This window comes from Curtobacterium sp. UCD-KPL2560 (assembly GCF_001705035.1).
Lineage (GTDB): Bacteria > Actinomycetota > Actinomycetes > Actinomycetales > Microbacteriaceae > Curtobacterium.
In genome coordinates this window covers 1-10,916 of record NZ_MCIG01000089.1, presented here as the reverse complement: position 1 = coordinate 10,916, position 10,916 = coordinate 1, and the positions used below count along the sequence as shown (strand labels likewise).

General features: G+C 74.7%; 10 protein-coding genes. 4 read left to right on the top strand and 6 right to left on the bottom strand.

The features are described 5' to 3' along the window. Together BEP24_RS14620 and BEP24_RS14615 are read right to left on the bottom strand one after the other, a co-directional pair. On the bottom strand, positions 1-866 hold an 866-nt coding region (locus BEP24_RS14620; RefSeq protein ID WP_253181718.1), incomplete at its 3' end, for a hypothetical protein. Next, positions 863-1,768, bottom strand: coding sequence for an alpha/beta fold hydrolase (locus BEP24_RS14615; protein WP_065964649.1), 906 nt, complete (start codon positions 1,766-1,768; stop codon positions 863-865). The genes BEP24_RS14620 and BEP24_RS14615, both read right to left, overlap by 4 nt. A gap of 90 nt (positions 1,769-1,858) precedes the next feature. Here BEP24_RS14615 and BEP24_RS14610 point away from each other — a divergent pair, with 90 nt between their 5' ends. The 4 genes from BEP24_RS14610 (at position 1,859) to BEP24_RS14595 (ending at position 6,717) form a co-directional block, all read left to right on the top strand. Further along, positions 1,859-2,407 carry a dihydrofolate reductase family protein gene (locus tag BEP24_RS14610; protein WP_065964654.1) on the top strand — a complete coding sequence of 183 codons (549 nt, stop codon included), beginning with the start codon at positions 1,859-1,861 and terminating at the stop codon, positions 2,405-2,407. 103 nt (positions 2,408-2,510) lie between these two features. After that, positions 2,511-3,842, top strand: a complete 1,332-nt coding sequence (locus BEP24_RS14605; protein WP_253181717.1) for an NAD(P)/FAD-dependent oxidoreductase — start codon at positions 2,511-2,513, stop codon at positions 3,840-3,842. Positions 3,843-4,203: 361 nt separating this feature from the next. Beyond that, positions 4,204-5,412 (top strand): acyltransferase, encoded by a 1,209-nt coding sequence (locus BEP24_RS14600; protein WP_065964648.1) that lies wholly within the window; start codon positions 4,204-4,206, stop codon positions 5,410-5,412. A gap of 114 nt (positions 5,413-5,526) precedes the next feature. Beyond that, positions 5,527-6,717: an NAD(P)/FAD-dependent oxidoreductase gene (locus BEP24_RS14595; RefSeq protein WP_065964647.1), complete on the top strand. Its 1,191-nt coding sequence runs from the start codon at positions 5,527-5,529 to the stop codon at positions 6,715-6,717. Between the two features lie 142 nt (positions 6,718-6,859). On the opposite strand, the gene BEP24_RS14590 is transcribed toward BEP24_RS14595, so the two are convergent. The 4 genes from BEP24_RS14590 to BEP24_RS14575 all read right to left on the bottom strand — a co-directional run bounded on the left by BEP24_RS14590 (position 6,860) and on the right by BEP24_RS14575 (position 10,898). After that, positions 6,860-7,726: a UbiA family prenyltransferase gene (locus BEP24_RS14590; RefSeq protein WP_253181716.1), complete on the bottom strand. Its 867-nt coding sequence runs from the start codon at positions 7,724-7,726 to the stop codon at positions 6,860-6,862. Between the two features lie 94 nt (positions 7,727-7,820). After that, positions 7,821-9,041, bottom strand: a complete 1,221-nt coding sequence (fdhA, locus tag BEP24_RS14585) for a formaldehyde dehydrogenase, glutathione-independent (RefSeq protein ID WP_065964644.1) — start codon at positions 9,039-9,041, stop codon at positions 7,821-7,823. A gap of 89 nt (positions 9,042-9,130) precedes the next feature. Further along, a complete protein-coding gene (locus tag BEP24_RS14580) occupies positions 9,131-10,111 on the bottom strand; it encodes an ATP-grasp domain-containing protein (protein WP_065964643.1) in 981 nt (326 codons plus the stop codon). Then, positions 10,104-10,898, bottom strand: a complete 795-nt coding sequence (locus BEP24_RS14575) for an alanine racemase C-terminal domain-containing protein (protein ID WP_065964641.1) — start codon at positions 10,896-10,898, stop codon at positions 10,104-10,106. Before BEP24_RS14575 ends, BEP24_RS14580 begins: the two co-directional genes overlap by 8 nt. Between the last annotated feature and the right edge of the window lie 18 nt (positions 10,899-10,916).

Genomic DNA, 10,916 nt, shown 5'->3' with positions numbered 1-10,916 from the left:
AGCTGCCCGGCGGCCACCACGTGCAGGAGCGGCAGCCGCAGGCCCTCGCCGGCCCTCGCCCGGCTCGTCGACGAGCTGCGCCGCGTGCAGACCCCGGGCTCGCCGGCCCCCGACCCGAGGGCCGGCCGCGCAGCGCCCGACCCCGCCGCCGCAGCCAGCACCGCCTCCCGCGTCTGCCGCGCGCCCAGGATCCGGAAGTGGCCACCGACCGGCACCCGCACGTTCGCGGCCCCGGCGAGCGCACTGCCGCCCGGGATGAGCGTGTCGAACACCCCGTACACCGAGGTGATCCGGGCGTTCACCGCGAGGTCCCTCCCGAGCGCCGCGAGCACCGGGTCCGTCGCGCGGAAGGCCCGCAGGTGCGCCACGGGTGCGAGCCGCGCGTACGCTGAACCACCGAACGGCGTCGACACGGCGACCATGCGGTCGATCCGGTTCCCCTCGGGCATCGTCATCGCGTACTTGCCGATCAGCCCGCCCTTGCTGTGCGCGACGACGAGGACCCCGTGCAGGTCCTGCTCGGCGCAGTACGCGAGCACCTCGCGCGCCGACTCGGGGACGGGCCGCAGGTTGTGCCGGAGCACCGGCAGCACGTGCACGGGGTGGCCGGCGTCGTGCAGGGCGTCCATCAGCGGGCGCATGAAGTGCCAGGTCTCGTAGACACCGGGCACGACGACGACCGGCTGGCCGTCGCCGCTGCGGTAGTCGTCGGCGGTCGTCGGCCCGAGGCTCCGGAGCTGCCACCGGGCCGCGTACCACCAGTCGAGTGCGGCCCACCACGCGCGTCGCACGAGCGACACCCGGACGGGAGGCTCGGTGCCGGTCGTGCGCGCCGGTCCGGTCGCGGGGGCGGTCGCGTCGCTCACGGTGCGGCCCCCGCTCCGCGGTCGTCGCCCTCCGACGCCGGTCCGCGGTCGTCGCCCTCCGGCGCCGGTTCCGCTCGTCCGGCAGGACCGACAGGACCGGCAGGATCGGCGCGACCAGCTGAACCGGCGAGCCCGGGGTCCTCGAGGGTCTGCACGCGGCGCAGCTCGTCGACGAGCCGGGCGAGGGCCTGCGGCTGCCGCTCCTGCACGTGGTGGCCGCCGGGCAGCTCGACGAACGCGCCGCGAGGCGCCAGGGCCGCGAGCGACGTCGCCCAGTCCCGCCGGGCGATCGGGTCACGATCGCCGCGGACGACGAGCACGGGCTGCGTCACGGTGGGCAGGGCGTCCTCGAGCCGGTGACGCAGCATCGGGCCGAGCTGCCGGACGTACTGCCGGATGCTGCGGAGGTAGTCGGTCGTCACGACGGCGTTCAGGCGCGGGGTCTCGGCGAGGGTGTCCCGGGCGAGGTCGACCGCCTGGTGCGGCAGGGTCCGTCGAGCGCGGTCCACGACGGGCCCGACGAGGACCACGGCCGTGACGACACCCGGGTGTCGCCGAGCTGCCTCGACGGCGACCTGCGTGCCCATCGACTGCCCGACCACGACGAGGTCGCCCGCCCCCGCGGTGCGGACCGCGGCCACGACGAGGTCGGCGAGCTCCTCGATCTGCAGCCGCCGACCCGCGGGCGGCAGTCCCCCGAACCCGGGCAGGTCGACCGCGACGGTGCGGTGCGTCCGCGCGAGCGCCCGCTGTGTCCGGGCGAAGGACCGGTGCGACATGCCGATGCCGTGCACGAGGACGACCGTCGGGGCCAGCACGTCGCGGAGCCGTCCGGCCGGGGCGAGCGTCCGGAGGCGCACGGGGAGCCCGTCGACCTCGACCGTCTGGACCCGCGCACGCACGACCCGACCGTACCCGGGGGCCGACGCGTCGCCGTCAGGATCGCGGGGGCACCCTCGACGTGCGGGGCCGCCGGTCCTATGCTCCGCAACATGCGCAAGGTGACCTCGGGCCTCTTCACGTCGGTGGACGGCGTGGTGCAGGACCCGTACACGTTCCAGTACGACTCGTTCGACGCCGAGCTCGGCACCGCCATGGGCGCGTGGATGGAGCGCACCGAGACGGTCCTGCTCGGCCGGCAGAGCTACCTCGAGTGGTCGGAGTGGTGGCCGTCCCACGACGACGACCCGTTCGGACAGTGGATCAACCCGATCGAGAAGCACGTCGCCTCGACCACGCTCGACGGCGACCTGACCTGGCAGAACGCGCACCTGATCCGCGGCGACGTCGACGACTTCGTCCGCGACCTCAAGGCCGGCGACGGCGGCGACGTCGCGGTGACCGGCAGCGTCCTGCTCGTGCGGCACCTGCTCTTCGCGGGCCTGCTCGACGAGCTGCAGCTCATGGTCCACCCGGCCGTCGCCGGTGCGGGGCGCAGGCTGTTCGAGCCGACCGACCCGCCCACGCGGCTGCGCCTGGTGCGCAGCGAGGTGACCAGCAAGGGGAACGTGCTGGCCACCTACGCGCCGTTCGCCGACTGACGGAGGCGGGGCGCGCCTCCAGACCGACCCGGCGCGGAGCGCTCCATCGGCACCGGGACGGGCCGGTGGACGGACAGGGTGCGGAAGCGGCGTACCCTTCTGGGTGGCCGTCGACCGCACCACACTGGAGTTCACCATGTCCGAGGACACCCGCCCGCACGTCGTCATCGTCGGCGGTGGCTTCGCCGGCGTCGCGGCCATGCGCGAGCTCGCCGACGCCGACGTCCGGGTGACCCTGGTCGACCGGCACGTCTACAACATGTTCCAGCCGCTCATGTACCAGGTGGCGACCGGTGGGCTGAACGCCGGCGACGTGACGTACTTCCTCCGCAGCCTCCGCGCGAAGCAGGCGAACGCCGACTTCCGGCACGGGCTGCTCACCGGCATCGACCACGAGAACCGCGTCGCCGAGATGTCCGACGGCGAGCACCTGCACTACGACTGGCTGATCCTGGCCAACGGCGTCAACACGAGCTACTTCGGCACGCCCGGCGCCTACGAGTACGCGTACTCGATGTACTCCCGCTCGCAGGCGCTCCGGATCCGCGACGAGCTGTTCACCCGTCTCGAGCAGGCCGCGGCGAAGCAGGGTCCCGACGAGATCCGCGTGGTGATCGTCGGCGGCGGGGCCACGGGCGTCGAGATGGCCGGCGCCCTCGCGGAGCTGCGTGACCAGGCGCTCGTCGGGGCCTACCCCGAGATCGAGCGCGGCAACATCTCGATCACGCTCGTGCACCGCAGCGGCGAGCTCCTCAAGCCGTTCGCGCCGCGCCTGCGTCGGTACGCGGCGAAGATCCTCCGCAAGCGCGGCGTCGAGCTGCGGCTGAACACCGGCGTCGCCGAGGTCAAGCCCGACGGCGTGGTGACGGCGACCGGCGAGTTCATCCCCGCCTCGCAGGTGATCTGGGCGACGGGCGTCGCCGCGCACAAGGAGGTCTCGGGCTGGGGTCTGCCGCAGACGCACGGCGGTCGCATCCAGGTGAACGACGACCTCAGCGTCAAGGGCGTCGAGCGGATCTTCTCGGCCGGTGACATCGCGGCGCAGGACGACGCGCTCGCCCAGCTCGCCCAGCCGGCCCTGCAGGGCGGCAAGCACGCGGCACGGCAGATCGTCCGGCTCATGCAGGGCAAGCCGACCGAGCACCTCAAGTACTTCGACAAGGGCACGATGGCGACGATCGGCACGAACGCCGCGGTCGCGCAGCTGCGCGGCGGCGTCACGATGGTCGGGCCGGTCGCGTGGATCGCGTGGGTCGCGGTGCACATCGCGTCGCTGCTCGGCAACGGCAACCGGCTGTCGACGCTGTCGCACTTCTTCGTCCGCTACATGTGGTTCATGCGGAAGCGCTCGATCCCGATCGTCGGCGACGTCCGGCCGGTGCGCCCGAACGGCGACCGCGAGCCGGAGCCGTGGCAGATGCAGAAGGCCGAGTAGCGCCGCACGCGGCGCGGACGGGAGGCGCGGGTCGGGGTCGACCCGCGCCTCCCGTCCGTCACGTGGTGACGCGGGGCTGACGCCGCCGCGTGCACGCGAGCTCGCCGAGCTCGCGAACCTGAAGGTCCACCTGGCCGACGCACTGCGGGCGCACGGGATCACCGAATCGACCGCCACGATCGCCGCGGAGACGGCGTTCGCGCAGTGGATCGCCGACGGGGAGACGCGGGACTTCCGCGCCGTCGTGCAGGAGCGCCTCGCGGCGTTCACCGCACTCGTGCACCCCGGTCGTTGAGCGCGCTCTTACCTCGGCGGAGCAGTCTGGTCGTCACCCGGAAGACCGATCCCGCAGGGAGGGACCGTGACGACGAACGCGATCGCGCCCGAGCGCACGAGCACCACCGGCCGCACCCCGGTCGGGACGGTGATCGGCGCTGCCCGGACCGCACCGCCGCCACCCCTCACGCGCCGGGCCCCGGCGCTCGACGGGCTGCGCACGGTCGCCATCCTGATGGTGATCCTGTACCACCTGCACGTGCCGCGGTTCGACGGCGGGTTCACCGGCGTGACGGTCTTCTTCGTCCTGTCCGGGTTCCTCATCACGACCCTGCTGCTCGGCGAGCACCGGAAGACGGGCCGCATCCGGCTCGGGTCGTTCTGGTGGAAGCGCCTGCTGCGGCTCTACCCGGCGCTGCTCGCCCTGGTCGTGGTCGGCCTGCTCCTGTGGAACTGGGTCGGCGACTACAAGGGTGCGTCGTTCGGCCCCGGTGAGGCGGCGTTCATCGCCCTGACCTACACGGGCAACCTGTTCCGCTCGTTCTGGGACACCACGCAGGGCGTGTTCGCGCACACCTGGAGCCTGTCGATGGAGGAGCAGTTCTACCTCGTGTGGCCGCCGGTGCTCGTGCTGCTGTTCGCGCTCCGGGCACGCCGGCGCTGGCTGCTCGCGGGCCTCGGTGCCGTCGTGGTCGGCGGGTCCGTCGCCGCGGGTCTGCTCTACCGCACGCCGAGCGGCAACGCGACGCCCGACGTGTACTTCTCCCCCGTGCTCGGCGTCGTGCCGCTCGCCACCGGCTGCCTGCTCGCGCTCCTGCTCGACGACGAACGGGTCCGGACGTGGGCGTCCGGTGTCGCCGGGCACGTCGCGACCTGGGGCGGGATCGTCCTGCTCGCCGTCGTGACGGCCTCGATCGGCGACGACTGGACCCAGCACGCGTCGACCTTCGGCGTCGTGCTGCCGCTGACCGGCCTGGTGTCGGCGGTGCTCATCGGCGGGCTCGTCTCGGTGCGGTCGCCGCTGTCGTCCGCCCTGGCGTGGACGCCGGTGTCGTGGTTCGGTCGGCGGGTGTCGTACTCGGCGTACCTGTGGCACCCGCTCGTGATCGCCCTGCTCGACCCGTTCGCGATCGGTCCGTGGGGCACCGTGTGGCTCGTCGGCGTCGCGCTGCTCGTGGCCGTCGGTGCCGCGTACGCGGTCGAGGTGCCCGTCGAGAAGGCCCGGAAGCGCGTCCGCGAGGCACGCCGGGCCGTGGCCGCCGACCGCGCCGGACGCGCCAGCGCCACCAGCTGACGCAGCCGCAGCCGCAGCCGCAGGCCGACCCAGCCATCACCTGACGCGGCCGCGGGTCGGCACAGTCATCGGCGGCTGACGCCCCGGACACCCGCCCGTCCGTAGGCTCGGGCCGTGACCACGGAGCAGACCGACGTCCTCGTCGTGGGCGGCGGCCCCGTCGGCCTGTCCGTCGGCGCACTGCTCGCCGCCGAGGGCCTCGACGTCCGGGTCTGGGAACGCCGGGACGCTCCGCCGTCCGGGTCCCGGGCGATCGGCATCCACCCGCCGTCGCTGGACCTGTTCGCGCGCCTCGGGGTCGCCGCACCGGTCGTCGCCGAGGCCGCCCTCGTCCGCCGCGGGATCGCCACGAGCCGCGGACGCACGCTCGGCACCCTGTCGTTCGACCACGTGTCCGCCACGCACCCCTACGTCGCCGCGCTCGACCAGCACCGGACCGAGACGATCCTGCGCGACCGGCTCGCGGCCCTCGCGCCGGGCGCCCTCCGCACCGGCACCGCCGCGACCGCGCTGCACCGCCACCGGGACCACGTCGACGTGCACGGCACGGGACCGGACGGCGCCCCGGTCTCCGTCCGGGCACGCTTCGTGGTCGGCGCCGACGGGGCCCGGAGTGCGGTGCGCGACCTGCTCGGCGTCGGGACGCACGGCCGCGACTACGGCGACCGGTACGTCATGGGCGACTTCGCCGACCCGGGCGGTACCCCCGCCGACACCGCGGTCGTCGACGTCGGGCCGGCTGGCGTCCTCGAGTCGTTCCCGCTGCCCGGCGGGCGCCGACGTTACGTCGCCCTGGTGCCCCACCACGACGAGGAGGCGACCACGCGCGCCCCGGACGGCGACGCGGCGGAGGCGGGACGGGCCTCCCGGCTGGCCGCCCTCGTGCGCGACCGCACCGGCGTCGCGCCGGACGCCGCGACCAGCTCGATGACGAGCGGCTTCCGGGTGCGGCGACGGACGGCGGACCGCGTCGGCGTCGGCCGCGTCGTGCTCGTCGGCGACGCCGCCCACGAGATCAGCCCGATCGGCGGGCAGGGCATGAACCTCGGGTGGCTGGACGCCGCGGCGCTCGCGCCGGTCCTGGCCGGGGCGGTGCGCTCCGGGAGCTCCGGGCCGTGGCCCCGGTACGCGACGACGCGGCAGGCCGCCGCCGCTCGCGCGGCGCGGCAGGCGGAGGCGAACATGGCGGTGGGTCGGCCGGCCCGGGGGCTCGCGCTCGTCGGCCGGGAGGCGCTGCTCCGGTCCGCCCTGCGGCTCCCGACCGGCGGGCTGCTGGCCTCGGTCTACGCGATGCGGTGGGCCTGACGGGTCGCGTCCGCGCGCGGCCGGACGGCCCGCTCGGGACGGGCGCGACCCGTCGCCGTCGCTGTCGCCGTCGCTGTCGCCGTCGCCGGTCGTGCGGGTCGGGAGCCGATCGCTCCGTGCGGGGCCGGGCAGGGCTCCCCGGTCAGGCGACGAGCCGGGCGCCCGCGACGCCGAGCTCGACCACCAGGACGAGCGAGGACGCGATGACCAGCCGGAACAGCGCTCTGGTCGGACGTCCGGCGAACACGAGTCGGACGCCCACTGCGGCCAGGACGACGACCACCACGGTGCCGACGACCGCGAGCACGGCACCGACACCGCGCGCCGGTGCATCCCCGAGGAGCTGTCCGCCGAGCACGAGCACGGCCGCGACCACGAGCGCGCCGAACGCGAGGGTCCCCGCACCGCGGAGCCCGAGCCGGTGCGGGAAGCCGCGCACCCCGGTCGCCGCGTCGTCGAGCAGGTCGGGCAGGACGTTCGTGCAGTGGATCGCGACGCCGAACACCGCACCCGTCGCGACCGCCCACCACGCCGGCCACGCGCCACCGCCCGCGGCGACCGCGACCACCGGCAGGAGCCCGAACGCGACCACGAACGGCACGACGGACCACGCCGTCCGCTTCAGGCCGGCGTCGTACGCCCACCCCGCGGCGACGAGCACGACGTGCGCGACGGCGGCGACCGGGCCGAGGAACGCGCTGAGGACGACCGCGACGGCCGCCGTGGCGAACGCCGCCGTGCGGACGGTCGCGACGGGGACGAGACCGCGGGCCACCGGCTTGTCGCTCCGACCCACCGCGCGGTCGCGGTCGGCGTCGATCCAGTCGTTCGCGAGGCCGATCGACAGCTGCCCGGCGACGACGGCGAGCGCGACGAGGACGACGAGCCACACCGGGTGCCCCACGGCCGCGGCGACCACCGCGGCGAGGACGGTCACGGTGACGGTCGGGCCGGGGTGCGAGGACGCGACGAGCAGCCTCGCGGTGGTCAGGGGGGCGGGTCGGCTCACCGCGCCCAGCGTAGAGCGGGGCGGCTGACCGGGTCCGCCGGCACGCGCCCCGCCGGGTGTCGAGGGGGCGCGTGCCGGGACCGTCCTCGCGGGGTCAGGCCGCGGGGATGAGGCCGTTCGGGTTCAGCACGTACTTCGTCGCCGCGCCCTTGTCGAACTCCTCGTAGCCGCGCGGGGCCTCGTCGAGGCCGATCGCCTTCGCGTTGACGTTCTTCGCGATGCTCGTGCGGTCGTGCAGGATCGCCATCATGAGCTGCCGGTTGTACTTCATGACCGGGCACTGCCCCGTCGTGAAGGACAGCGACTTCGCCCAACCGGTGCCGAGGCTGAGCGACAGGGCGCCCTTCTTCGCGGCCTCGTCGACGCCGCCCGGGTCACCGGTGACGTAGAGCCCGGGGATGCCGAGGGCACCGCCGGCGGCCGTGACGTCCATGAGCGAGTTGAGGACGGTCGCGGGGGCTTCCTCCCCCGATCCCGAGCCGTGGCCCTTCGCCTCGAAGCCGACGGCGTCGATGCCGCAGTCGACGAGCGGTTCGCCGAGGATCTGGTCGATCTGGTCGGCGGGGTCGCCCTTCGTCAGGTCGACGGTCTCGCAGCCGAACGTCCTCGCCTGGGCGAGGCGGTCGGCGTTCATGTCCCCCACGATCACGACGCTCGCGCCGAGCAGCAGGGCGCCGGTCGCAGCCGCGAGCCCGACCGGTCCGGCACCGGCGACGTAGACCGTCGAGCCGACCTCGACGCCCGCCGTGACGGCGCCGTGGAACCCGGTCGGGAAGATGTCGGACAGCATCGCGAGGTCGAGGACCTTCTCGAGCGCCTGGTCGCGGTCCGGGAACTTCAGCAGGTTCCAGTCGGCGTAGGGCACGAGGACGTACTCGGCCTGCCCGCCGACCCACCCGCCCATGTCGACGTAGCCGTAGGCACTGCCCGGGCGGTCGGGGTTGACGTTGAGGCAGATGCCGGTCTTGCGCTCCTTGCAGTTCCGGCAGCGCCCGCAGGCGATGTTGAACGGCACGGAGACGATGTCGCCGACCTTGATGAACTCGACGTCGGACCCGACCTCGACCACCTCGCCGGTGATCTCGTGCCCGAGGACGAGGTCGCTCGGGGCGGTCGTCCGGCCGCGGACCATGTGCTGGTCGCTGCCGCAGATGTTCGTCGCCACCGTGCGCAGGATCGCACCGTGGTTCACCTTGCGTCCGACGTTCGCGGGGTTGACCCCGGGTCCGTCCTTGAGTTCGAACGTCGGGTAGTCGGTCTCGATGACCTCGACCTTCCCCGGCCCCTTGTACGCGACTGCGTGGTTGCTCGCCATGTGATCCTCCTCGATCCTCGGCGGCCACCCGGTGTCCCCACCGGGACGTCGTCATCGTCGACGACGTCTCGGACAGTACGCCGCCGGGATCACCGTGCGGTGGCCGCGCGCAGGAGCGCGTCGACGAGGGCGACCTGGTCGAGTCCGACGGCGGCGAACACGAGCGGCACCTGCGACCGTTCGGTGAAGCCCGGCGTGGTGTTCACCTCGTTGAGCACGACCCCGTCGTCGGTCACGAAGAAGTCGAACCGGGCCACCCCGGCGCACCCGAGCGCGTCGTACAGCGCCACGGCCGCCCCCGTCACCGCCGCCTGCTCGGCGGTCGACAGGCGCGCGGGGACGCGGAAGTCGGCCGTCCCGTCGTACTTCTGCTCCCGGTCGAACACCTGGTCCGCGGCGACCACGACCTCGAGCGGCGCCCCGGTGCGGAGCGTCCCGGTCGCGTCCCGGAACAGGGCGACGTCGACCTCGCGGCCGGAGACGAACGACTCGACGAGCACCGCGTCGCCCGCCGCCCGTGCGTGCCGGACGGCTGCGGCGACCCCGGCGGACCGCCGCACGACCGTGACGCCGTTGCTCGACCCGGCCGAGGTGGGCTTCACGACCCACGGCGGTCCGGGCAGCGCCCGCACGGCGACGTCGACCTCGCGGTCGTCGGCCGTCCGGCGCACGAGCACACCCGGCGCGGTCGCGATGCCCAGTGCCTCGGCCACGAGCTTCGTCACCCACTTGTCCGCGGCGAGCGCCCCCGCCCGGACCGGCGAACCGACGACCGGCACGCCGATCATGTCGAGCAGCCCGGCGACCGCGCCGTCCTCGCCGTGGTCGCCGTGCAGGAGCGGGAAGGCGGCGTCGCAGGTGGTGATCGCGGCGACCGCGGCGGCGGCGGACAGGGGCGTCCCGTCCGCCGCGTGCCAGGAACCGTCGCGCCCGACCGTGAGCGCGACGGTCGCGGTGCCGCCGGCGCGGAGTGCCCGCTCGGCGGCGGCCGCCGACGCCAGGGAGACGTCGTGTTCGTCGTTCGCGCCGCCGCCGATGACGGCGACGCGGAGGTGGGAGTGGTCAGGCACGGTGGCCCTCCTGGTGGTGGATCGGGGAGCGGACGGACGGCGGGCGCCCGGACGGCGAGTGCTCGGACGGCACGGGGGCAGCGTCGTCTCCGCAGGCGTGTGCCGCGGAGTCGGCGTCGGCGCGGGTGGTGGTGCGGTGCACCCGGGCGACGCGCGTGCCGACCCGGGTGACGAGCTCGTGCGGGATCGTGTCGGCCCAGGCCGCCCACTCCGCCACGGTCGGCACGGCGTCCCGGCCGACGGCACCGGTACCGGCACCCGCGCCGCTCGCCCGGGGCCCGAACACCGTGACGCGCTCGCCGGGCAGCAGCAGGTCGTCGCCCGTGTCGACGACGACGCTGTCCATCGAGAAGCGGCCGACGAGCGGGCGTCGCCGTCCCCGGACCCACACCACCGCGCGGCCCGAGGCGGCGCGGGGCAGCCCGTCGGCGTACCCGAGCGGCAGCAGCGCGGTGTTCGTGGGCCGGTCGGTCACGTGGTCGCCGCCGTACCCGATCCGGGTCCCGGTCGGCAGGGCCCGCGCGGACACCACGGTCGTCGTCAGGGTGAGCGTGTCGCGCAGGGCGGTCGTCGTGCCCGAGGGGTCGATCCCGAACAGTCCCGCGCCGACCCGGTGCAGGTCGAACCCGTCGGCGGCTCCGGTGATCGTCGCCGCGGTCGCCGCGAGGTGGCGCACGAGCGGGCCGAGCCCCCGTCGACGGGCGCTCCGGACGGCGTTCCGGAAGAGCAGCACCTCGCGGGTGTCCCGCCCGTCCCCGGGTCGGTCGGCCGAGGACATGTGCCCCATCACCCCGAATCACCCCGA

What these genes read in the sequence shown, in the direction of transcription:
- BEP24_RS14610 (WP_065964654.1), top strand. Translation starts at nt 1,859, where the DNA reads ATGCGCAAGGTGACCTCGGGCCTCTTCACGTCGGTGGACGGCGTGGTG.
- BEP24_RS14575 (WP_065964641.1), bottom strand. Translation starts at nt 10,898, where the DNA reads ATGGGGCACATGTCCTCGGCCGACCGACCCGGGGACGGGCGGGACACC.
- fdhA (WP_065964644.1), bottom strand. Translation starts at nt 9,041, where the DNA reads ATGGCGAGCAACCACGCAGTCGCGTACAAGGGGCCGGGGAAGGTCGAG.